Source organism: Caulobacter sp. CCH9-E1 (assembly GCF_001556515.1).
Lineage (GTDB): Bacteria > Pseudomonadota > Alphaproteobacteria > Caulobacterales > Caulobacteraceae > Caulobacter.
In genome coordinates, this window is the sequence record NZ_LSJA01000038.1 from 41,683 (window position 1) to 63,908 (window position 22,226).

The 22,226-nt window shown below is 67.7% G+C and carries 21 protein-coding genes and 1 tRNA gene; 11 read left to right on the forward strand and 11 right to left on the reverse strand.

Translation table 11 applies throughout. The features are described 5' to 3' along the window. Nucleotides 1–54 precede the first annotated feature (54 nt). Nucleotides 55–237, forward strand: a complete 183-nt coding sequence (locus AX690_RS24165; RefSeq protein ID WP_066682676.1) for a DUF2218 domain-containing protein — start codon at nt 55–57, stop codon at nt 235–237. A gap of 370 nt (nt 238–607) precedes the next feature. Here the strand turns inward: AX690_RS24165 and AX690_RS02100 are convergent, their stop codons facing one another. The 6 genes from AX690_RS02100 to AX690_RS02120 all read right to left on the reverse strand — a co-directional run bounded on the left by AX690_RS02100 (nt 608) and on the right by AX690_RS02120 (nt 5,446). Then, entirely contained in the window at nt 608–1,021 is a 414-nt protein-coding gene (locus AX690_RS02100; RefSeq protein WP_156449532.1) for a Fur family transcriptional regulator, read from the reverse strand. Between the two features lie 28 nt (nt 1,022–1,049). Beyond that, nucleotides 1,050–1,406 (reverse strand): hypothetical protein, encoded by a 357-nt coding sequence (locus AX690_RS02105; RefSeq protein WP_156449533.1) that lies wholly within the window; start codon nt 1,404–1,406, stop codon nt 1,050–1,052. Continuing rightward, a complete protein-coding gene (locus AX690_RS02110; RefSeq protein WP_197426750.1) occupies nt 1,403–2,089 on the reverse strand; it encodes a protein-S-isoprenylcysteine O-methyltransferase in 687 nt (228 codons plus the stop codon). Before AX690_RS02110 ends, AX690_RS02105 begins: the two co-directional genes overlap by 4 nt. A 95-nt stretch (nt 2,090–2,184) precedes the next feature. Then, nucleotides 2,185–2,358, reverse strand: a complete 174-nt coding sequence (locus AX690_RS23160; protein WP_197426751.1) for a hypothetical protein — start codon at nt 2,356–2,358, stop codon at nt 2,185–2,187. Next, nucleotides 2,355–3,449, reverse strand: coding sequence for a PepSY domain-containing protein (locus tag AX690_RS02115; RefSeq protein WP_062095370.1), 1,095 nt, complete (start codon nt 3,447–3,449; stop codon nt 2,355–2,357). The genes AX690_RS23160 and AX690_RS02115 overlap by 4 nt, the downstream gene beginning before the upstream one ends. An 8-nt stretch (nt 3,450–3,457) precedes the next feature. Further along, nucleotides 3,458–5,446 (reverse strand): TonB-dependent receptor, encoded by a 1,989-nt coding sequence (locus tag AX690_RS02120; protein ID WP_066682680.1) that lies wholly within the window; start codon nt 5,444–5,446, stop codon nt 3,458–3,460. Nucleotides 5,447–5,603: 157 nt separating this feature from the next. On the opposite strand from AX690_RS02120, the gene AX690_RS02125 reads away from it, so the two are divergent. Beyond that, complete coding sequence (locus AX690_RS02125) at nt 5,604–6,632, forward strand: AraC family transcriptional regulator (RefSeq protein ID WP_066682682.1); 1,029 nt, start codon at nt 5,604–5,606, stop codon at nt 6,630–6,632. 89 nt (nt 6,633–6,721) lie between these two features. Here the strand turns inward: AX690_RS02125 and AX690_RS02130 are convergent, their stop codons facing one another. The 3 genes from AX690_RS02130 to AX690_RS21955 are packed head-to-tail and all read right to left on the reverse strand — an operon-like array spanning nt 6,722 to nt 8,905. Next, nucleotides 6,722–7,039, reverse strand: coding sequence for a DUF3325 domain-containing protein (locus AX690_RS02130; protein WP_066682684.1), 318 nt, complete (start codon nt 7,037–7,039; stop codon nt 6,722–6,724). Continuing rightward, nucleotides 7,029–8,654: a PepSY domain-containing protein gene (locus AX690_RS02135; RefSeq protein WP_197426752.1), complete on the reverse strand. Its 1,626-nt coding sequence runs from the start codon at nt 8,652–8,654 to the stop codon at nt 7,029–7,031. Before AX690_RS02135 ends, AX690_RS02130 begins: the two co-directional genes overlap by 11 nt. After that, on the reverse strand, nt 8,651–8,905 hold the full coding sequence (locus AX690_RS21955; RefSeq protein ID WP_082769448.1) for a hypothetical protein: 255 nt from the start codon (nt 8,903–8,905) through the stop codon (nt 8,651–8,653). The genes AX690_RS02135 and AX690_RS21955 overlap by 4 nt, the downstream gene beginning before the upstream one ends. A 143-nt stretch (nt 8,906–9,048) precedes the next feature. On the opposite strand from AX690_RS21955, the gene AX690_RS02140 reads away from it, so the two are divergent. Continuing rightward, a complete protein-coding gene (locus AX690_RS02140; protein WP_066682688.1) occupies nt 9,049–11,379 on the forward strand; it encodes a TonB-dependent siderophore receptor in 2,331 nt (776 codons plus the stop codon). A 316-nt stretch (nt 11,380–11,695) separates the two neighbouring features. Here AX690_RS02140 and AX690_RS02145 read toward each other — a convergent pair. Together AX690_RS02145 and AX690_RS02150 are read right to left on the reverse strand one after the other, a co-directional pair. Then, a tRNA-Val gene (locus tag AX690_RS02145) sits at nt 11,696–11,770 on the reverse strand. 47 nt (nt 11,771–11,817) lie between these two features. Next, nucleotides 11,818–12,531, reverse strand: coding sequence for an HAD-IA family hydrolase (locus AX690_RS02150; RefSeq protein WP_066682690.1), 714 nt, complete (start codon nt 12,529–12,531; stop codon nt 11,818–11,820). Between the two features lie 69 nt (nt 12,532–12,600). Here AX690_RS02150 and glmU point away from each other — a divergent pair, with 69 nt between their 5' ends. From glmU to panD, 8 genes are all read left to right on the forward strand, one after another. Next, nucleotides 12,601–13,992 (forward strand): bifunctional UDP-N-acetylglucosamine diphosphorylase/glucosamine-1-phosphate N-acetyltransferase GlmU, encoded by a 1,392-nt coding sequence (glmU, locus tag AX690_RS02155; RefSeq protein ID WP_066682692.1) that lies wholly within the window; start codon nt 12,601–12,603, stop codon nt 13,990–13,992. Then, nucleotides 13,989–14,675 carry a ribose-5-phosphate isomerase RpiA gene (rpiA, locus tag AX690_RS02160; protein WP_066682694.1) on the forward strand — a complete coding sequence of 229 codons (687 nt, stop codon included), beginning with the start codon at nt 13,989–13,991 and terminating at the stop codon, nt 14,673–14,675. The genes glmU and rpiA overlap by 4 nt, the downstream gene beginning before the upstream one ends. A 41-nt stretch (nt 14,676–14,716) precedes the next feature. After that, nucleotides 14,717–16,117, forward strand: a complete 1,401-nt coding sequence (gene gor, locus AX690_RS02165; protein ID WP_066682695.1) for a glutathione-disulfide reductase — start codon at nt 14,717–14,719, stop codon at nt 16,115–16,117. After that, entirely contained in the window at nt 16,114–17,349 is a 1,236-nt protein-coding gene (locus AX690_RS22635) for an O-antigen ligase (RefSeq protein WP_066682696.1), read from the forward strand. Before gor ends, AX690_RS22635 begins: the two co-directional genes overlap by 4 nt. 112 nt (nt 17,350–17,461) lie before the next feature. Then, nucleotides 17,462–18,841: a class II 3-deoxy-7-phosphoheptulonate synthase gene (locus AX690_RS02175; protein WP_066682698.1), complete on the forward strand. Its 1,380-nt coding sequence runs from the start codon at nt 17,462–17,464 to the stop codon at nt 18,839–18,841. A 62-nt stretch (nt 18,842–18,903) separates the two neighbouring features. Then, entirely contained in the window at nt 18,904–19,815 is a 912-nt protein-coding gene (locus AX690_RS02180) for an aspartyl protease family protein (protein ID WP_066682700.1), read from the forward strand. A 96-nt stretch (nt 19,816–19,911) separates the two neighbouring features. Continuing rightward, nucleotides 19,912–21,702, forward strand: a complete 1,791-nt coding sequence (locus AX690_RS02185; protein ID WP_066682702.1) for a long-chain-acyl-CoA synthetase — start codon at nt 19,912–19,914, stop codon at nt 21,700–21,702. A gap of 164 nt (nt 21,703–21,866) precedes the next feature. Then, complete coding sequence (gene panD / locus AX690_RS02190; RefSeq protein WP_010920154.1) at nt 21,867–22,223, forward strand: aspartate 1-decarboxylase; 357 nt, start codon at nt 21,867–21,869, stop codon at nt 22,221–22,223. Nucleotides 22,224–22,226 lie beyond the last annotated feature (3 nt).

Here is a 22,226-nt window from a genome sequence, read left to right on the forward strand (position 1 = left end):
CTAAGTACGGCGGACATCGTTCCGCTGCGGTGCGTTTCGGAGGAACCATCGTGCGTGAGCTTGGCGTGGGCGTTGCCCGATGCGATCTTGATCCTGAATGCGCACCCGCAAGTCCTGGAAATCCGCCTTGAAAGCAAAGAGGCTGATAGCCTCGACCGCATGCGGGAGGTTGTACGGGATCACGTGTACGGCTTCGCCTTTCGGGAGGCGCCTTTGAGCTTCGACTGGCGTCCTTGAAATCCAGGGTTTCGCGGCTAGGGCCAGGTGTGCAATCCCGTCAAAAGCGTTCCTGGCGCGGATGGCGCGGGTGTCAGGCTGAGTTTCAGGCCCTTGCCGTCAGCGTGGCGGCCAATTCCTTCAATGGGTCCTCCGCGCTCGAGAGCCCGATAGCCGCCGGAGGCAGCTCCACCGGTAGCGGGAGCCATGTCCGACGGGGTCATCTACACGAACTTGGCCGGCGCTGGTCGCCAGCACATGGGTCCGCTCACTGAGCGGTGTCTACCAGCTCTCGCTATATGACTTGGCCAGAACGGTCCGGCTCTGCGGAGAACAACGGGATATCGGGCGGGCGAGGTCCCCGGCGCGTCGGCCGAGGTCCCAACGCCGCCTATTCCGAATGACCGAAGGGGACGCCATAGAGCTCGAGCCGGTGGTCGACCAGCCTATAGCCCAGCTTACGGGCGACGGCCTGTTGCCGCGCCTCGATGTCCGCATCCACGAACTCGATGATCTTGCCGGTCTTCATGTCGATCAGGTGGTCGTGGTGCTGGTCGGTCGCCTCCTCGTAGCGGGTGCGCCCGTCGCGGAAGTCGCGCCGCTCGATCACGCCGATCTCCTCGAAGAGGCGCATCGTCCGGTACACCGTGGCGATTGAGATATGCCGGTCCATGGCGTGGGCTCGGCGGTAAAGCTCTTCCACGTCGGGATGGTCATCGGCTGCCGAGAGCACCCGCACGATGACCCGCCGCTGTTCGGTCATGCGGACGCCGCGTTCCAGGCAGAGCTTTTCCAAAGGCGTCACGCAGCAGACTCCTTGAAGGGGGCGGGCGTCATGCCGACGCCGCGGCTGACAGGGGCAGACTCATGGCCATCATGATCCGCATCGACTTGACCGCTCCGTCCAGCGCGGCGGCCAGGCCCGCGGAGCAGTGGACGTTGGCGTCGCAGGTGCGGGAGCCGTCTAGCAGTCCCGCCAGCAGACGCTCGTCTTCCGAGGGCGCCAAATCGCCGACCGCGATCGGGCGTCCCAAGACCGCTTCCAGCAGGCGAATGATGCTGTCGAACACGGGCGCCAGCATCTCCCCGTGCCGCGTCGCAAGAACCGCGTGAAGGCGCTGCTGGGTTGGCGCGTGCTGATCGCGAGCCAGACGCCAGCACCGCGTGGCCGTGGTCAGCAAATCGATCATGCCGTCCACCGCGGCAGCAGGCGTCCGGCGCGGGCGCAATAGGCTTCCCAGGCCTCGCCGAACTGGAGGCGCATCATGGTTTCCTCCTTGGGAACCCTAATGAACCACATGGCTGCAAAGGCCGGCGCGACAAGGAAGCCGGCGATCCAATTCTGGATCAGCAAGGGCTGGGCTAGGACCGAGATCCAGATCGCCGCGTACATCGGATGGCGAACGCGCGCATAGACGCCACGCGTGATCAAGCTATGGTCCTCGCGCACCTCCAGCCCCGGGCTCCAATTGCGACCGAGGTCGGCGTGCGAGCGCCAGAACAGCCAGAGGCACGGGATCTGGAGCAGCGCGCCCGCGGCGATCGCCCCTGAAGGCAGCCGATAGTCGGCGAAGCCGAAGGCGCCGGTCGCCAGTTGCAGGAGCGGCAGCACCATCATGGTCAGGAACATGGCCGCCAGCAGCGCAGTCTCGGCGAAATCCTTGCGCGCATCCACCACGACGTTGCGTCGGTTGCGCAGCGTGTGAGGCGTGCGGATCGCCAACATGACGAGCAGGGCCGCCAGCCAGACCAGCGCGCCCGGACCGTTCTGGCGCCATCGCAGCACCGCCAGTCCTAGCAGACCCACGCCGATCGCCATCGTCACGACGGCGGCCAGGCTGGAGGACATCGATCGGGTCTGCCGGGTGGCCATGGGCCGCTCCTCTGTCGTCCGCTACGGCGTCGATGGCGGTCTAGATAGCTTTGTTGAGAATGACTCGCAATAACATTGAGTTTCTGATGCTGCACTCAGGCCTTCAGGGCTCCGACGGCCCGAGCCAGGAGGAGGCCGACCAGGATCAAAGCCGGGGAGAGCAGGGCGCAAGCGAGAAGATCCCAGCCGCCGGCGCCGAACAGCGCAAGGACCAAACCGGCCAGAGTGGCGACCGCCACGAGGACGGGGAACAGCAGAACAGATTTCATGCGGCGACCTCGGCGAGACTATCATGCGGTCCCTTGCGACCCTTCGAGACGGTCAAGATCAGGCCGCTGACCAGCACGGCGATGGTCGTCAGGTCCAAGAGCGCCCAGATCACCTTCAACGTCAGGCCACCGTAGTCGCCGAAATGCAGCGGCTGGGAGAGGGCCAGGGCGGAGATGTACCAGGGCGGCCGCGGCGCGCCGATCACGCGGGCGGTGACGCTGTCGATCAGGACCGGCTGGAAGATGTGCTCTTTCAACCCGTCCGGGCCCCGCAGATAGACGGCGTGGAACCGTTCGCCGGCCATCAGCGAGCCTGGATAGGCGACGAAATAGGGCTGGAAATCGGGATAGCGGGCGCGGGCGGCGTCGACGATAGTGTCGATCGGGGCGGTCCTGCCCGTCGGTGGCGTGCCTTGCGCGGCATAGGTCGAAAGCTCGCTCATCTGCCAGAATCGGATGATCGAGGCGCCCCATGTGTTTATGAGGCCCGTGGCGCCGACCACCAGCATCCAGGCCAGGATCACCGCGCCCAGCATGTTGTGCAGGTCCAGCCATGCCGTGCGCGTCGTGCGTCCGCCGCGCACCTTGGCGAAGCCGGCCTTGCGCGCGAAGGGGCCGTAGATGACGGCCCCAGAGACCAGGGCCACGATGAACAGGACAGCCGGAACGCCAAGCACCAACGGCCCCATCGGCCCTAGCAGTAGCGTCCCGTGCAGATCGACCAGCCACTGGGTGGGGCTGGCGCGGTCGCCCCCCGAAGGGGGGCTGGCCGTGGCGGCGTCGATCAGCACGTTCTCGTTGTCAAAGAAGGACTTGGCCCCCGGCGGCGCGATCGACAGGGTGATCACGCCGGGCTTGTCCGGCTCCCAGACCAGGAAGTGGATCTTGCCAAGAGGCCGCGCGACCCGCGCGGCCGCCTCTATGGCCGACAGCGGAGCCGGCCTGGCCGCCGCTTGACCGCCCGTCCCATACCCCAAGGCGTGGTCGATCTCGCCCCGGAAGATCAAGGGCAGACCGGTGACGCAGAGCACCAGCAGGAACGCGGTGCAGATGAGGCTCGACCACTTGTGCGCCCAGACCCAGAATCGCATGGCGGGCCTCAGTAGGATGCGCGGACGCGCAGGCCGACCTGGCGACTGGGACCCGCCTGATAGACATTGACCCCCGGCGCGAAGGCCACGCCATAGGGCGCATACAGCTTGTCGCCCAGGTTCTCGCCGTAGAGGTCGAGGCTCCAGCGGTCCGTCGGTCGCCAGGACAGGCGCGCGTCGTACAGCGCGAAGGCCCCCTGGCCGAGGGTGTTGGTTTCCTCGAACCAGTAACGGCCCGAATAGCTCACGCCGACCTGCGCCTCCAGTCGACCCAGCGCGCCGGGCAGGGCCACGCGCCGCGTGACCGCCGCCCTTCCGGTCCAGCTTGGCGCATAGGGCAGGACATTGCCCGTCAGGTTCGCGGTCGGGCTGGTCGGGTTGTGATAGTCGGTGAACTTGGCCTTGTTGTAGGCGACCCGCGTCTCGATCCGCCAGGCGGCGTCGGCGTCCCAGTCCAGCCGCGCCTCGGCGCCCTTGGACTCCACCTCGCCGACATTGCTGAGGTACTGGCTGGGCGCGAAGCCAACATAGTACTGATAGTCGTCGCTGCGCGTGAAATACGCCGCCGCGGTGAAGCGCAGCCGGTCCTCCAGGCGTCGGGCGCGCAGGCCCGCCTCCAGGTTCCACAGCTTCTCGGGCTTGTAGGAAAAGCCGACCGTCGCGGGCGTGACGAACCGGCTGAAGCCCCCGGCCTTGTAGCCGCTGCTGGCCTGGGCGTAGAGCCGTGTGTCCTCGCGCAGCTGATAGCCGATCGCCAGCTTGGGCGAGACGCTGTGGAAGTCCTTGTCGCTCTTCAGGATCAGCGCGCCCTGGCCGGCGGTGGCCTCGACGCTGTGCTGGTCCAGGCGCAGGCCGCCCGTGACGTCCAGACGGTCGGACAGCTTGTAGGTCGCCTCGCCGAACGCGGCGTAGGTCTTCAGGGTCTGAGCCGCGCTCTGGCCGTACTGCGGCCGGGCGAAGGTGAAGTCGGTGTGCTCGAAGGCCAGGCCCGCCACGTAGGACAGCGCTCCACTCGCCGCCGCGTCGTCGCTGAGCCGCAACTCCTGGGTGAAGGTCTTCTGGGTTTCGGGGCTGTAGGTGCTCAGCACCGTGCGCTGGTAGTCGCGGTCCTGGTAGGCCGTCACCGAGGTCAGCTTGGCGCGCCCCAGGTCGGCGTCCAGGCGCAGGCTGGCCAGGTCGTGGGTCAGCCGGTGGTGGCTGTCGGCCGGATAGACGGTGCGGGTCGGCAGGTCGGAGGCCAGGACGTACTGCTCCTCCTGCGAGCGGACATCCATCCGCGACAGGGTCAGGAGGGCGCTGACCGGACCGCCTTCCGGCGCGACGCGCAGGCGGACGCGGCCGTTGACGGCGCGGCTGTCGCCCAGGCGCGAGCCGTCGACCGGGCTACGATACTCGCCGTCCTCATCGCGATAACCAGCCGAGAGTTCTAAGAAGGTCGAGGCGCCCAGCGCCAGGTTGGCCAGGGCCGATCCGGCGCGAAAGCGAGAGGCGACTTCGCCCTGAGCGATGAAGGTCTGGCCGTCCGGCGGGCTGGAGACCAGATTGATGACCCCGCCCATCGCGCCACGGCCATAGAGCGTGCTCTGGGGGCCGTACAGAACCTCAACCTGCTGCAGGTTCAGCGGCAGCGCTTGGCCGAACGTCGCCTGATCCTGGGGGACGCCATCCAGATAGATCTGGACGGTGGGATTGTAGAAGTCGACCGACGACTGGCCGCGCAAGGTCAGGCTCAGATAGGTCCTGCTGGCCCGCTGGCGAACGGTCAGGTCGCCGACCACTCCGCCCAGCTGATCGACCGAGCTGGCGCGCGACAGACCGATATCGTCGCCCCGCATCACCACGGCCTGGCCGTCCAGCGAGTCGAGGGCCTGGGCCCGCTTGCTGGCGGTGACGATCAGCGCCTCGGACTGGAAGTTCGATCCGTCGTCGGCATAGGCTTGGCCCCACAGACCGACAAACAGGCTGGCGCTCAGCAACCACAGCGTCTTCGACATCATCAGGACTCCCGCGAGCCTGGCGTCGCCCCGACAGCGCGCCTTGTCTCGATGGCCGCGCTTAGACGCGTGCTGGGAGGCCCGCTAACGCGATCGGGGGCGACAAGGCCGCGATCAGGGAAAAATTGACTTTGAGAACTATTCGCAAATAGAATTGCGCATGCCTCTCGACGTCGACCACCAGTTCCACCTCCAGGAGCGCCGCCTCGCGCAGCACGCGGCCAAGGGTCTCTCCGCCTGCGTGGGCATGCCCGCGGCCCAGTACTTCACCGATCGGATCCCGGTGTCGGGCGTCAGTCGCCGCTTCGCCGCGCGCGAAGGGCTGGATGTCCTGACCCACGACGTCCTGGTGCTGGAGGCCGCCAGCCAGGAAGTTCGCTCCGAACCGTGCCTGGCCCTGACGCTGCTCTTTGAGGGCGAAGGGGAAGGCGTCATCCTCGGCGACGCGGACGGTCCGGCCCTCGGCGTCGCCTACCGGCCGATGACCTGGTACGCCAGCTTTTCGACCCGCGCCCTGGGCGCGCGTTCGGCGGCCCCGGCCGGCTCTCGCTATCGGCTGGTGGAGTTGCGAGTCTCGCACGACTTCCTGGCGCGCCTGGGGCGGCTGGACGATGTCATGGTGCTCGACGCCCGCCATCCGCGCCACTGCATGTCACGGCCAGGCGTCTGGGTGGGCGCCGCGCCGGTGACGCCCATGCTAGCCCGGGTCGGCGAACAACTGCACGCCGCCGCGCGGGCCGAGCAGGTCGACGACCTGACGCTAGACGCTCGCGCCCTGGACTTCCTGGCTCTGTCGATGGACCTGATCGTTCCACGGGAGGCCGCCAGGGCCGACGGGCTCGATGGACGCCGCCGCCGCCGCGTCCAGGAGGCCGCGACCCTGATGCGCGCGGAACTGGCCCACCCCTGGACCATCGCCGCCCTGGCTCGCCGCATTGGCCTGGGCGAGAAGACGCTCAAGCAGGGTTTCCGCGAGGTCTATGGCGTCGGTGTGATCGGCTACCTACAGGACCAGCGCCTTTGGCGAGCCCGCGCCCTGATGACCGAGCAAGGGGTGAGCGTCATCGAAGCGGCGCTACAAGTCGGCTACGCCAATCCCAGCCACTTCGCGCGTCTCTATCGACGCGCCTTCGGCGTCTCCCCGAGTAGGGCGATACGCCAGGGGGGCGAGCCAGGACACGGGGCCTGAGGCGCGCGGCTCACCGCGCGCTGTGCGGGCGAAGGCGGATGGGCTTGTGATGACAAGGTTCACACCGCGATGTCGATGAGAGTCTAGGGTCAATGGATCGCGGTGAAGAGGGCGCAGACTAGGCTGACGCCGGCCAGGATCGCTGACAGCCTTGGCCGCCACGACAACATGAGCACCAGCAGTGGCGCGGCCACGCACATCTGGCCGATCCAGGCGGTTACGCCCAAGGCGGGGCCCAGGCGCGCGACGGCGACGATGGCCGATAGGGCCAGCAGGGCCCATCCCAGCACCCGGAGTACGCGCTGAGGGGGCAGGGCGCTCCAACCCAGGCTGCTCCCGTGCTTCTTCATCGCCAGGGCCAGACTGGCGAAGGCGGCGTAGCTGATCATGCCGCTGTCAAACGGCATCGGCGTTTTCCCGGACAGATGCTGGCTTGAGCGTCGCGGCTCGGGCCTGGCGAGCGGGCGCGAAGGAGCGCGGCTCCGGTTGGCGAGCAGCCTTCAGCGCGCCGAAGCCGCAGAGCGCGGCGATGGCCAGCATGGCCAGGTCGAAGCTGACGAACAGCCAGTCGGCGGCGACCAGACTGGCGACAAGTCCGCGATCGGTGGTCAGGGCGTTGACGACCGGAATCGTGGCGAACGCGACGGCCGCCAGCCCCAGGGTCTCAATCCAGGCGCGACGGGCGGGGCGTAGCAGCGACAGCGCCGCCAGGCCGAACCAGACCCAGAACATGGCCGAGACCTCAAGATTTGCACGGCCAGGCAGGCCGGCGGGAATCAGCCGGTTGGCCAGCAGGAAGGCGGCCATTCCCGCAGGCAGGCAGGCGATCGCGCCGATGTTCAGGCGTTCGACCAGTCGCAGTCCGAAGAAGGGCGGAGCGTTCGCCTTGCGGCGCTTGACCACCCAAAGGACCTGACCCGTCCCGACCATCGCCGCGCCGGTCAGGCCCAGAAGGAAGCAGATCCATCTCAGGGCGGGGTCGGCGAAGTGGCCAAGATGCAGGCCCAGCATGACGCCGGCGGTGGATATGGCCGGGCCGGGCGGAGGCGATTTGGAGAGCTGTTGGCCGGTCACGCCGGAGAAGGTGATCGAGTCCGGCCGCGCGTTAAGACGGCTGGCCGTGGTGCGTAGAACCGTGACGGTGGCCGCCGCGTCGTTCGGATGGCGTATCACGATGGTGCGAGGCGGATCGCCGCCCCAAGCGCGCTCGGCGGCTTGGATCATCGGGCCCACCGGTCGCAGCGGCGCGGCGTGTCCCGACGCCTTGCCTTCCGCCGGCGCGCCATAGGCCGCGGCCGTGAAGTCCTCGAACCTCTTGAAGTTCGCCTGCGCGGGCCAGGGCATGTACATCGCCACCAACGTGATCAGGCCCGTGTAGGTGATCATGGCGTGGAACGGCAGGGCCAGCACCGCCGAGGCGTTGTGGGCGTCAAGCCAGCTGCGTTGACCCTTGCGCCAGCGCAGGGTGAAGAAGTCCGCGAAGATGCGCTTGTGGGTGATCACGCCGGAGATGATCGCCGCCAGCATGAAGATCGCGCAGACCCCCGCCAGCCACCGCCCCCACGGATGGGGCAACTGGAGTTGGAAGTGGAACCGGTAGAAGTGCTCGCCGCCCTTGGTGTCACGGGCCGTCAGCGGCTGACCCGTGACCGGGTCTAGCTTCAGTTCGGGACGACGCGGCGCGGGCTTGGCGGGGTTGGGCTTGGCGCGGGCGAAGACCCGGGTCACCCCGGTGCGGTCGTCGGGCAGATAGATGAACCACTGCTGGTCGCCCGGCGAGGTCGCCTGCAGGTGGTTGATGGCCGCCTGGGCTGCCTGCTCGGCGGAGGCGTGGGTCGAGCGCAGCTCGGGCTGCATCCAACGGGTGATCTCAGGCCGGAAGTAGCTCGCCGTGCCGGTCAGGAACATGGCGAACAGGATCCAGCCCGCCAGCAAGCCGAGCCAGGCGTGAATCCAGGCCATCGACTGGCGAAGGCCCCGGACGGCCGGTGAGCTCTCATTCGGGTTCGACCGGGTGTTCAAGGCCTGACTCCGAGCAGCAAGACCGCGCCGCCGGCCAGCAGCGCCGCGCCCCATAGCACGGCCGCCACGTGGGCCAGCCGACGCGCGTGGAAAGCCCACAGCCCGAGCCCGGCGAACAGCGCGAACGACACGATCATGCCCCAGGCCGAGGCCTCGGCCGGCGGTCCCGGCAACAACCTGGCCAGCAGCGAGGATAAGGCGGCGGCGGCCGCGTATCCGCCCACCAAGGCGGTGAGTCCACGCGCGGTCATCCGCGCCGCGCTGTGCCAGGCAATCGTCTTTCTCGGCTGTCGATCGTGACCCACGCGCCCTCCAGAAGCTGGCTTGCGTCTAACCGCTTGCCTCTATATTTGCAACTAATTCGCAATCTTAATAAAGTCCATGAGGGGCGTTCATGATCATCCGTTCAAAGTGCGCGCGCGGCGCGACCGCCGGCCGGGAGGCCTGGAAAGGGCTGGTCATGACGTTGGCCGCCGCCGCCGCGTTGCAGGGGCTGTGCGTCGGCGCGGCAAGCGCGGATGACGCCGACGGCGATCCGAACGCCGTCGAGCGCGTCGAGATCACCGGCCTGAAGGCCCGTCGCGCCGCCGCCGGGACCAAGACCGAAACGCCGCTGATCGAGACGCCCCAGAGCATCACCGTGATCGACGGCGCCGAGTTGTCGCGCCGCAACGTTCAGTCGATCAACCAGGCGCTGGGTTTCGTCGCCGGCGTCGCCCCTAACCAGCGCGGCGGCATGGTCACGCGCTATGACCAACTGGTCGTTCGCGGCTTTACGCCAGGCGTTTTCTTGGACGGCATGCGCCTGATCGCCGGGCCGTACTCGATGCCGCAAATCGACTTCAATCGCATCGACCACATCGATATCGTCAAGGGACCAGCCTCGGTGCTGTACGGCAACGCCACGCCCGGTGGCCTGGTCAACCTAGCCAGTAAGATGCCCGAGGAGGGCCGGTTTGGCCGCGTGGAAGGTCAGCTGGGCAACTACGACTCACGGCGCGTGGCGGCGGACATCAACACGCCGCTGGATAGCGAGGGCAAGTGGTTGGGCCGCCTGGCCGCCGGCTGGCAAAAGGGCGACGGCCTCACCCAAGGCACCTTCAGCGAGCGCTTCCACGTCAGTCCGATGGTGACTTTCGAGCCCACGGCTGACACCAGCCTGACCCTGGTCGCGGCCTATCAGGAATCACCCAGCGGCGGCGGCTATTCCGGCGTCCCGGCCTATGGCTCGGTGCTGGCCAATCCGTTCGGCAAGCTGCCGCGCGACATCAACACCGGCGACCCCGGCTATGAGCGCTACGACCACAAGGCCAAGTCGCTGGCGGCCTTCTTCCGCCATGACCTCAACGAAAACCTGACCTTCCGCTCCAACGCGCGCTTTCAAAACAACACGCTCTCGTATCGCCAGCTGTATGTCGCCGGTTTCGCCACAACCGGGACAGGCGCGAACCGCAACACCGACTACTCGACCATCATTCGCGGCGGCGGCGGCGCGGACGAGGACTTCAACACCTTGACGCTGGACAACCAGCTGAGCGGCCAGTTCGCCACCGGCGCGATCAAGCATCAGGTGTTGGCCGGTCTCGACTATCAGCGGATCACCGGCGAAAACTTCCAGCAGTTCAACACGGGTCAGACCAGCAACCCGCTGACCAGCATCCCGAACCTGAGCTTGTTCGCCCCGACCTATGGCGGAACGCTGCCCAGCTTCGATCTGAAGACGCTGTCGGCGGCCTACGTGAACACCGACTCACGGCGCGAGCAGAAGGGGCTTTACGCTCAGGATCAGATGTCGATCGGCCGGCTGCAGCTGATCGCAAGCGGCCGCTACGACTGGTACGAGCAGGTTACCGACAACAAGAAGACCGCCACCAGCAGCACGCTCAAGCAGAACGCCTTCACCATGCGGGTCGGCGGCCTCTACGAGCTGACCGACGGCCTGGCGCCCTATGTCAGCTATTCGGAATCGTTCGAGCCCCAGGCTGGCGCGACCTGGCGGGGCGAGGCTTTCGTGCCTGTCACGGGGCGCCAGATCGAGGGCGGCGTGAAGTATCAGCCCAAGGGGACCTCGGCCCTCTTTACCCTGGCCGCCTATGAACTGGAGCGCCAGAAGGTGCCGGTCGCCGATCCGCTGGCCGGCACGAATGGGATTCCCAGCACCTCGCAGGTGCAGATCGGCGAGGTCCGGGTGCGCGGCGTCGAACTGGAAGGTCGCGGCGAGGTCGCGCGCGGCCTCAGCGTGGTCGCCGCGGTCAGCTATACGGACGCGATCATTACCCAGGGCGCGCCCGCTGTGGCGGCGACAGCCACCAACAGTGGCGCGCCCACGACGACCGGCACGCGTCAACTGGGGGTTCCCGAGTGGGGCGCCTCGAGCTTCGTCTCGTATGATTTCGGTCGCGGCGGATGGGCGACGGGGGCGCTGGCCGGGCTGCGACTGGGCGCCGGCGTTCGCTATGTTGGCGGCTCGGACGGCACGACGACCTACGCCGTGATCAACAACGTCACGACGTTCCGGCGCTTCCGCACGGACGGCTTTGTGCTCGTCGACGCGCTGATCGGCTACGATCTGGGCCAGATCTCACCGAACCTGAAGGGCTGGGAGGGGGCGCTGAACGCCGCCAATCTGTTCGACAAGACCTATGTCTCCGCCTGCCCCTTCAACAACAGCTGCTACTTCGGCGCGGCGCGGACGGTCACGGCGACATTGCGATATAGCTGGTAGGCCAGGGCGGCTGGCGATTTCATGTCGCCAGCCGCACAGTCCATCGCTCTTGTGCGTCAGCTGCCGTTTGCGAATGGCGATCGAGTGTCTGAGTTCTGGTACGCCGCCAACGGCGGCTCCTGGCCACGTCCTGGAAGTCCGTTCGATGGTGAGCGTAGTGACGCTCGAGCGTCATCGCGCTCATGCCAAGGTAGGAGGCCGCGAGCCAGATATCGACATTGGCCTCCATAAGAAGGGGGGGCGGCGGTGGGGCGCACCCAGTGCGGCGTGATGGCCTCGGACAAGCCCGCATCGGCATCGTAAAATAAGGGGAAAATGGTGGATGCGACAGGGATTGAACCTGTGACCCCCTCGGTGTGAACGAGGTGCTCTCCCGCTGAGCTACGCATCCGCCGTGTGGAGGGGTCCGAAACGAACCCGTCCGCGAGAGGAGGGGGCCTATAGCCCGGTGTTCGCCGCGGGGCAAGAGGCCAATAGCGTGATGCAGGCGTTCGGCACGTCCAAAAAGCTGTGGATGACCAAATCGCCGCCCAGCGTCTCGACCGGATCCTCGGTGTAGCCGAACGAGACCAGCACGCTGGGCACTCCGGCGTTCCTGGCGCCGAGGGCGTCGTTGATGCTGTCGCCGACCATCACCGCGCGGGCGACATCGCCGCCGACAGCGGCCACCGCCGCGGCGACGTGGCGGCCGTCGGGCTTGGCGGCCGGAGCGCTGTCGGCGCCGACCACCGCGTCGAAGAAGGGCGTCAGGCCCGTGGCGTCCAGCAACGCGACCGACAGGTGGGTCAGCTTGTTGGTGCACACGACCAGGCGCGCGCCGGCGGCCTTCAGGTCGGTCAGGGTCTCGACCACGCCGGGGAAGGGCGCGCTCTCGTCGGCGATGCGGGTCAGGTAGAGGTCGATGAAGCGCTGGACCAGGGCGGGCGCGTGCTCGGCGTCCAGCGGCGCGCCGGCGGCGGCGAACCCGCGCTCCAGCAAGGCCCGCGCGCCTCGGCCGACCATCAGCCGCACCTCGTCGAAGGGCAGGGCGGGCAGGGACTCTTCGGCCAGGATGGCGTTCAGCGAGCCGACGAGGTCGGGCGCGGTGTCCACCAGCGTGCCGTCCAGGTCGAAGGCGATCGTCGCCCCGTTCAGGTCATGAAGCGCGTGCATGGGTCTGGCCTTTCGGCCAATTGCACGGCTAATGCAACTTTGGTTCGCCTCCAGGGAGTCGCGAGAGCCATGACCGTCCCCGTCTTACAGCCCGTTCGGCCGCGCGCCGCCGTGATCCTGGCGGCCGGCCAGGGCACGCGGATGAAGTCGCCGACTCCCAAGGTGCTGCACAGGCTGGCGGGGCGGACCCTGCTGGACCACGCCATCGACGCGGCCGAGGGCCTGGGCTGCGAGCGGATCGTCGTCGTGGTCGGCGCGCACAGCCCTCAGGTCGGCGAGGCCGCGCGCAAGCGCCTGGGGCCGAACGCGACCGTGGTCCAGGACCCGCCGCTGGGCACCGGCCACGCCGTGCTGGCGGCCAAGGACGCGCTGGCGGACTTCGACGGCGACGTCGTCGTCACCTATGCCGACTGCCCGCTGACCACCGCCGGGGTGATCGCGCCGCTGTTCGACCAGATCACCGGCGGCGCCCATGTCGCGGTGCTGGGCTTCGAGGCCCACAACCCGACCGGCTACGGCCGCCTGATCCTGGCCCCCGGCCACGTGCTGCTGCGCATCGTCGAGGAGAAGGAGGCCGACCTCGCCACCCAGCAGGTCAAGCACTGCAACTCCGGCGTCCTGGCCGCGGACCGCGCCGTGCTGTTCGACCTGCTGGCCAATGTCCGCAACGACAACGCCAAGGGCGAATACTACCTGACCGACGTCGTCGGCCTGGCCCACGACCGCAAGCTGGTCACCCGCGCGGCCTTCGCGCCGGAGGCCTCGGTGCAGGGCGTCAATTCGCAAGGCGAGCTGGCCGCCGCCGAGGCCGTCTGGCAGAGGGCCCGCCGCCACGCCCTGATGGTCGAGGGTGTCAGCATGCCCGCGCCCGACACCGTTCACCTGTCATGGGACACCAAGATCGCCGGCGGGGCGGTGGTCGAACAGTTCGTGGTCTTCGGTCCGGGCGTCAGCATCGAGAGCGGCGCGGTGATCAAGGCCTTCAGCCACCTGGAAGGCGCGCGCGTCGGCGAGGGCGCCCTGATCGGCCCCTACGCCCGCCTCCGCCCCGGCGCCGAGATCGGCCCCGAGGCCCACATCGGCAACTTCGTCGAGGTCAAGAAGGTCAAGGTCGGCAAGGGCGCCAAGGCCAACCACCTTTCCTATCTGGGCGACGGCTCGATCGGCGAGAAGGCCAACATCGGCGCGGGCACGATCTTCTGCAACTACGACGGCTTCGAGAAGTTCGAGACCCATGTCGGCAAGGGCGCCTTCATCGGTTCCAACAGCGCCCTGGTCGCGCCCGTGCGGGTCGGCGACGGGGCCATGACCGGCTCGGGCTCGGTGATCACCAAGGACGTCGAGGACGGGGCGCTGGCCCTGGCGCGTCCCGAACAGACCATCAAGGCAGGGTGGGCGACCAAGTTCCGCGCCCTCAAACAAGCCCAAAAAGATAAGAAGAAGGACGCGAAGACGAAATGAGCAGCGCCGACGATCAGAAGCGCGCCTCGGGCGAGGCCGCCGCGCAACTCGTTGAGAACGGCATGGTGGTGGGCCTGGGCACCGGCTCGACGGCCGCCTGGTTCGTCAAGGCGCTGGCCGCGCGCAAGCTGAGCGACATCAAGGGCGTGCCGACCTCGGACGCCACCGCCGCCCTGGCGCGCGAGCTGGGCATCCCGCTGGTCGCGCTGGACGACGTCAAGACGATCGACCTGACCGTGGACGGCGCCGACGAGATCGGACCGGGCCTTAGCTTGATCAAGGGCGGCGGCGCGGCCTTGCTGCGCGAGAAGCTGGTCTGGGAAGCCTCGACCCGCTGCGTCGCGATCGCCGACGCCGCCAAGCGCGTGCCGGCCCTGGGCAAGTTCCCGCTGCCGATCGAGGTCGTGCGCTTTGGCCACGTCCACACCGGCCATCGCCTGGCCGACATCGCCGCCGAGTTCGACCTGCCGCCGCCGCGCCTGCGCACGGCCGAGCGGGGCGTCGTCGTCACCGACGGCGGCAACCTGATCTACGACATGGCCTCGGGCCGCATCGACGAGCCGGCGGCGCTGGCCACGGCTCTGAAGAGCGTCACGGGCGTGGTCGACCACGGCCTGTTCCTCGACCTCGCCGACGAGGCGCTGGTCGGCACGGACGAGGGCGTGGTGCGCCTGGTTCCCTGACGTCTTACATAGAGCCCCACGCTTAGGTTCGGAGGCCGGTGATGGCTGACTACGACTATGATCTCTTCGTCATCGGCGCGGGCTCGGGCGGCGTGCGCGCAGCCCGCCTGGCCGCCATGAGCGGCGCCAAGGTCGGCGTGGCCGAGGAGTACCGGGTCGGCGGCACCTGCGTGATCCGCGGCTGCGTGCCCAAGAAGTTCATGGTCTACGCCAGCGAGGTCACCAGCCAGCTGAAGACAGCCAAGGGCTATGGCTGGACGTTCGAGGACGCCAAGTTCGACTGGAAGAAATTCCTGCACGACAAGGACGTCGAGATCGCCCGCCTGTCGGGGATCTACGTCACCAACCTTCAGAAGGCTGGCGCGGATCTGCTCCACGGCCGCGCCCAGGTCGTCGACGCCCACACCGTCGAGGTGCTGCCCAAGGATGGGTCCGACGACGCGGGGACCTATACCGCCCGGAAGATCCTGATCGCCACGGGCGGTCGTCCGGTGAAGCCGGAGTTTCCCGGCGCGGAGTTCGGCATCACCTCGGATGAGGCGTTCCACCTGCCGACGCTGCCCAAAAGCATCATGATCGTCGGCGGCGGCTATATCGCGGTCGAGTTCGCCGGCATCTTCGCGGGGCTGGGCGTCGAGACGACGCTGCTCTATCGCGGCGCCAACATCCTGCGCGGCTTCGACGACGACGTCCGCGCCCACCTCGCCGACGAGCTGGGCAAGCGGGGCGTCAAGGTCGTGCTGGGCTGCTCGCACACCCGCATCGAAAAGCAGGAAGACGGCGCGCTGCTCAGCGTCCTGAACAACGACCTGACCTTCGAGACCGAGGCGGTGATGTTCGCCACCGGCCGCGAGCCCTACGTCCAGGGCCTGGGCCTCGAGAAGGCGGGCGTGAAGCTGAACGAGCGCGGCGCCATCGCCGTGGACGCCTATTCCAAGACCAATGTCGACAGCATCTGGGCTGTCGGCGACGTCACCGACCGGATCAACCTGACGCCGGTGGCGATTCGCGAGGGCGCGGCCTTCGCCCAGACCGAGTTCTACGACAACCCCACGACCTTCGATCACGACATGGTCGCCTCGGCGGTGTTCTCGCAGCCGCCGGTCGGCGCGGTCGGCATGAGCGAGGCCGAGGCGCGGCACGCGTTCGGCGCGGTCGACATCTATCGCTCGGTGTTCCGTCCGATGAAGATCACCTTCTATGGGGGGCAGGAGCGGTGCCTGATCAAGCTGGTGGTTAAGGCCGACGACCAGAAGGTCGTGGGCGTTCACGTGGTGGGCCCTGACTCGCCCGAGATCATCCAGATGGCCGCCATCGCCGTGAAGATGGGCGTGACCAAGCCGCAGTGGGACTCCACCTGCGCCGTGCACCCCACGCTGGCCGAAGAGCTGGTGACGATGCGCGAGAAATACGTGCCAGTCGAAGTCGGCGGGGTGGGATGACTGAGGCGGGCGTCCTGCCGGACGCTGCGGAGCGCCGCACCCGCTGGCTGGGCGGCCTCGCTGTCTTCATGATGGTGATGACGCCGCTGCTGGGCTACCTGGCGCCCAAGCAGTTCGCCGCTTTGCTCAGCCTCGTCGGCCTGCTGGCCGCGCCGGGCCTCTTCCGATCGCGGCCGCCGCTCTTGCCCATGTTCGCCCTGGCGCTGCTGGCGCTGTGGTCGCTGATCAGCCTGAACTGGACGCCGGCCCTGCCGGATCCGGCGAGGCTCAAGAAGTTCGGCGCGGTCGAGAGCTTCACGGCCTTCAAGCTGTTCCTGCAACTAGGACTCTATGGCGCCGCGGTCGCCATGCTGGGCCAGATGTCGACGCGCTCGACGCGCTTGGCGTCCCGGGTGATGCTGGCCTGCGCCGCGCTGCTGGCGCTGGTCACCTGCCTGGACGGCGTGCTGGGCGCCAAGATCTATCAGGCGGTCCGCCAGGCCAGCGGCGATCCCCTGACGCCCGATCTGGCGATGGTGAAGGTGTCGATGGGGACCTATCCGCTGGTCCTCCTGCTGTGGCCCTGCGCGCGCGTGCTGGGCGCCTCGACCCTCAAGGGGCGCAACAGCCTGACGGCGATCCTGTTCGTGCTGGTCCTGGTCGGCGCGCACCTGACGGGCGCGGACGCCCCGGTCGTCGCCCTGCTGCTGGGCGGGCTGGTCTGGCTGGGCGTGCGGTTCATCGGCAAACCCGTCGTACGGGTCCTGATCCCGCTGGTCTCCGCGGCCTTCATCTTCGCGCCGATGGCGATGCTGTGGGGCCAGAAGTCAGGCTTTGTCGCCTGGCTGCATGCGCTGGTTCCGCCCTCGTGGGATCATCGCCTGAACATCTGGGCCTTCGCCACCGACCGCATCCTGGAGCACCCGATGCGCGGGTGGGGGATCGACGCCAGCCGCACCTTTGGCGCGGCCATCCCGCTGCACACCCATAACGCGCCCCTGCAGATCTGGCTGGAGCTGGGCGCGTTCGGCGCGGCCATGGCGGCCGCCTTCTACGCCTGGATCCTGTATGGCGTCCTGAGCTGGACCGAAACGAACCGGCGCGACGGCGCCATGGCGGCCGGCGCGGCGGTGTCCTATCTGGTGGTCAGCGGTTTCAGCTTCGGGGTCTGGCAGGAGTGGTGGCTGGCCCTCGGCGCTTTGACCGTCATCGCCTGCGGCGTTGCGCAAAAATCCAGCGCTTCGTCGCGATAGCGCGATAACGAAATTCCTCATCTGGCCGGATCGGCGCGCATCGATCGCACGATTTTGCCTTTCGGTTCCATTCGCGGTATCTACGCCGCCCCTTGTTGCTGTTGAGCCTGTCATGACCGCCCGCTGGACCCCCGCCGCCTGGAGAGCCAAACCCGCCAAGCACATCCCCGCCGACTATCCGGACGCGGGCGCTGTAGAGCGGGTCGAGCAGACGCTGCGCCAGATGCCGCCGCTGGTCTTCGCCGGCGAGGCGCGCCGCCTGAAGAGCCTGCTGGGCGATGTCGCGGAGGGGCGGGCCTTCCTGCTGCAGGGCGGCGACTGCGCCGAGAGCTTCAAGGAATTCCACGCCGACAATATCCGCGACACCTTCCGCTTGATCCTGCAGATGGCGGTGGTGCTGACCTTCGCCGGGGGCAAGCCGGTGGTGAAGGTGGGCCGCATCGCCGGCCAGTTCGCCAAGCCGCGCTCGGAGCCGACCGAGGTCCAGGGCGACGTGACCCTGCCGTCCTACCGCGGCGACATCATCAACGGCATGGACTTCAACGAGGCCGAGCGGGTTCCCGATCCCGACCGCCTGCTGAAGGCCTACGGCCAGTCGGCCGCGACGCTGAACCTGCTGCGCGCCTTCGCCAGCGGTGGTTACGCCGACCTCTACAACATCCACCGTTGGACCCTGGGCTTCGTCGGCGACAGCCCGCAGGGCGCGCGCTATCGCGAACTGTCCGAGAAGATCTCCGAGGCCCTGACCTTCATGGCGGCCGTCGGCGTCACGCCCGACACCCAGCCCGACCTGCGTCGCGTCGAGTTCTTCACCAGCCACGAGGCCCTGCTGCTGGGCTTCGAGGAAGCCATGACTCGCGTCGATAGCACCTCGGGCGACTGGTACGACACCAGCGCCCACCTGCTTTGGATCGGCGAGCGCACCCGTCAGCTGGACGGCGCCCACGTCGAGTTCATGCGCGGCGTGAAGAACCCGATCGGCCTGAAGTGCGGCCCGACCATGGAGGGCGACGACCTGCTGCGCCTGATCGACGTCCTGAACCCGAACAACGAGCCGGGCCGCCTGACCCTGTACGGCCGCTTCGGCTCGGACAAGATCGCCGATCGCCTGCCGCGCCTGATGCGGGCGACCAAGAGCGCCGGCCGTTCGGTGGTCTGGGCGACCGACCCGATGCACGGCAACACGCTGAAGGCCTCGACCGGCTACAAGACCCGCCCGTTCGACCGGATCCTCTCCGAAGTGAAGAGCTTCGTGGAAATCGCCCAGTCCGAGGGCGTGCACCCCGGCGGCGTCCACCTGGAGATGACCGGCCAGAACGTCACCGAATGCCTGGGCGGCGCCCGCGCGGTCTCGGAGACGGAGCTCGCCGACCGCTATCACACGCACTGCGACCCGCGCCTGAACGGCGAGCAGGCGCTGGAACTGGCCTTCCTGGTGGCCGAGAAGCTGAAGGCCGCTCGCGACGACCAGCGCCGCCTGGCCGCGGGCTAGAGAACGGCGCTATCTGGCGTCGTCCGTCCCGGGACGATAGCTTCCTCTTGGGGAGGAAGCGCATGGATTTGCAGGATGCGGCGCGCCGCGCGCTGATCGGGGGCTTGGCGGCGACGGCGCTGCCCACTGGCGCGGCCCACGCCTTCCAGCGGCCTAGCGCCGATGACGCCGATCCGCTGCGCTATCTGGACGCCGCCAATCGCCTGACCGTCCAGGCCTTCGTCAACGGGCAGGGGCCCTTCGCTTTCCTCGTCGATACGGGGGCGACGACCTCTGTGATCTCCACCGAACTCGCCGATCAACTGGGTCTGGCGCGTCGGGAGAGCGGGCGGCTGCACAGCATCGCCGGAGCCCAGGCCGTGAGCATGGTGCGCGTCTCGAGCCTCTCGGTGGGCAAGCGCGAACGCCGCGACATGCTCGTCGCCGTCTTGCCGCGCGCCCAGCTGCGCATGGATGGAGTGCTCGGATTGGAGTGGCTGGGCCAGGCCAGCCTGCTGCTCGACTTCGGACGGCGGCGCATGGTCGTGGGCGAGGCCTTGCCGATCCCGGACGAACAGACGGTGATCGTGAAGTCCAAGCTCCTGCGCAGTGGCCTCATCCTCATCGACGCCTCGATCCCGAGCCACCGGGTCATCGCCTTCATTGACAGCGGCTCGACGACAACCGCCGGCAACATCGCCCTGCTGGAGGCCGCGCGCCGCGGAAACGGGCTGGTGGGCGGCCTGGGGCCGTCCGAGCTGGTCAGCGTGACCGGTCAGGTCCTGCAGGGGCGTTCGGCCGTGCTCTCGAGCCTCACGCTCGGGCCCATGACGCTGCGCAGCCTGCCTATCGTGATCGGGCCGATCCACACCTTCGAATATTGGGGGCTGCAGGACCGTCCGGCCCTCGTGATCGGCGCCGACGTGCTTAGAAACTTTGACAAGGTCGCGTTGGATCTGAGGCGAAACGAGGTGCGGTTCCGGATCGGCCGATGACGGCAAACCCGGAACGGCGTTCGTTTTGCGATGCGGCGAACGGCCGCTTGACCGCTCGCCCGGCGCTCTCCAATGGTTGTTTGAAGGGAGAGCAGAATGCGTTTGCGCCAGAAGATCCGTCGAGAGGTCAAGTTCCTGAAGGGGTTGGTCCGGACACTCAAGCGCGTGAACTCCATTGCTCCCGACAGCGCCAATCTGATCTGCGACGACATCGAGGCGGCCGTCGACAAGTGGAGCGATCGCCCGGCCATCACCTTCGAAGGCAAGACGATCAGCTACGCCGAGCTGGACGCCATGGCCAACCGCTACGCCCACTGGGCCAAGGGGCAGGGGCTGACGCGCGGGCAGACGGTCGCGCTCTTCATGCCCAACCGCCTGGAATATTTCGCGGTCTGGTACGGCCTGACCAAGGTTGGGGTCGCCACGGCCCTGATCAACAACCAGCTGACCGGCGCGGCCCTGGCTCACTGCCTGAACATCTCGCAGGCGCTGCATTGCATCGTCGATCCCGAGACCTCGCCCTGCTTCGAGGACGTGAAGGGCCGCCTGGAGCGCCATATGCAGCAATGGGTGCTGGGCCCGGTCCACGGCGAGCAGCGCGATCTGGTCAAGGCGCTGAAGAGCTGCAGCCAGCTGCGGCCAGACCGCGTCACCGCACGCGAAGGCATCACCGCCCGGGACACCGCGCTCTACATCTTCACCAGCGGCACCACCGGCATGCCCAAGGCCGCGCGCATCACGCACATGCGCGCCCAGCTCTACATGCGCGGCTTCGCCGGCTCGACCGGGGCCAAGGAGAGCGACCGCATCTATGTGACCTTGCCGCTCTATCACGCCACCGGCGGTCTCTGCGCCCTGGGCGCGGCCTTCCTGAACGGCGGTTCGATCGTGCTGCGCAAGAAGTTCTCGACCAGCCATTTCTGGCCCGAGGTGGTCGCCGAGAACTGCACCATGTTCGTCTATATCGGCGAGCTATGCCGCTATCTGGCCAACCAGCCCGAACACGAGCTGGAACGCGCCCACAAGATCCGGCTGATCTTCGGCAACGGCCTGCGGCCCGACGTCTGGGACGACATGCTGGACCGCTTCAAGGTCGGCGAGGTGCTGGAGTTCTACGGCGCGACCGAGGGCAATGTCTCGCTGTTCAACTTCGACGGCCGACGCGGCGCGATCGGGCGGGTGCCAGGCTACCTGCGCAGCAAGTTCAACATTCGCGTCGTCAAGTTCGACGTCGAGACCGAGACGCCCGTGCGCGGCCCCGACGGCTGCTGCATCGAGTGCGCGCCCGGCGAGGTCGGCGAGTGCATCGGCCATATCGCCAATGACGCCCGCTCGAACTTTGTCGGCTACGCCGACAAGGCCGCTACCGAGAAGAAGGTGCTGCGCGACGTCTTCCAGAAGGGCGACTCGTGGTTCCGCACCGGCGACCTGATGCGGGTGGACAGCGACGGCTACATCTATTTCGTCGATCGCATCGGCGACACCTTCCGCTGGAAGGGCGAGAACGTCGCCACCAGCGAGGTGGCCGAGCGTCTGGCCGCCGTCGAGCACGTGCTCGAGGTCAATGTCTATGGGGTCCCGGTCGGCGACCTGGACGGCAAGGCCGGCATGGCCGCGCTGGTCACCGATCCGCAATTCGATCTGGCGGCCTTCGCCCAGCATGTCGACGAGCACCTGCCCAGCTATGCGCGGCCGATCTTCCTGCGGCTGCAGCAGGCGATCGAGACGACCGGGACCTTCAAGTATCGCAAGGTCGACCTGGTCGGCGACGGCTTCGACCCGACGCGGACCAAGGACCCGCTGTACTTCCGCGATCCGAACAAGGGCTATGTGAAGATCACCAAGGCGGTCTTCACCAAGCTCCAGGCGGGCGGCTACAAGCTGTAGGCCTGGGCTCGCCGCCCCAGGCTGTCGCCCGATCTGCCGTTACGTCATGTTGCGGTGCGATTGAATCGCGCCGGCGTCATGGCTATATGGCGGGAGCTGATCGTTGGGCCTTGTGTGTGGCGGCCCTAAATATCTCATCCAATCAAAGGGATAGACACTCCGCCATGCTGCTCACCATGCTGAAGGCTAAGCTGCACCGCGCCACGGTGACCCAGGCCGACCTCGATTACGAAGGCTCGATCGCCATCGATCGCGATCTGCTGGACGCCTCGGGCATCCTGCCGAACGAGCAGGTCGACGTGCTGAACATCACCAACGGCGCCCGCTTCACCACCTACGCCATCGAGGCTCCGCGCGGCTCGAAGGTCATCGGCGTCAACGGCGCGGCCGCGCGCCTGGTGCAGAAGAACGACCTCGTCATCGTCGTGACCTACTGCCAGATGCCGGCCGAAGAGGCGCGCAACTACGCCCCGACCGTCGTGCTGCTGGACGAAGGCAATCTGATCAAGAAGGCGGCCTGACGC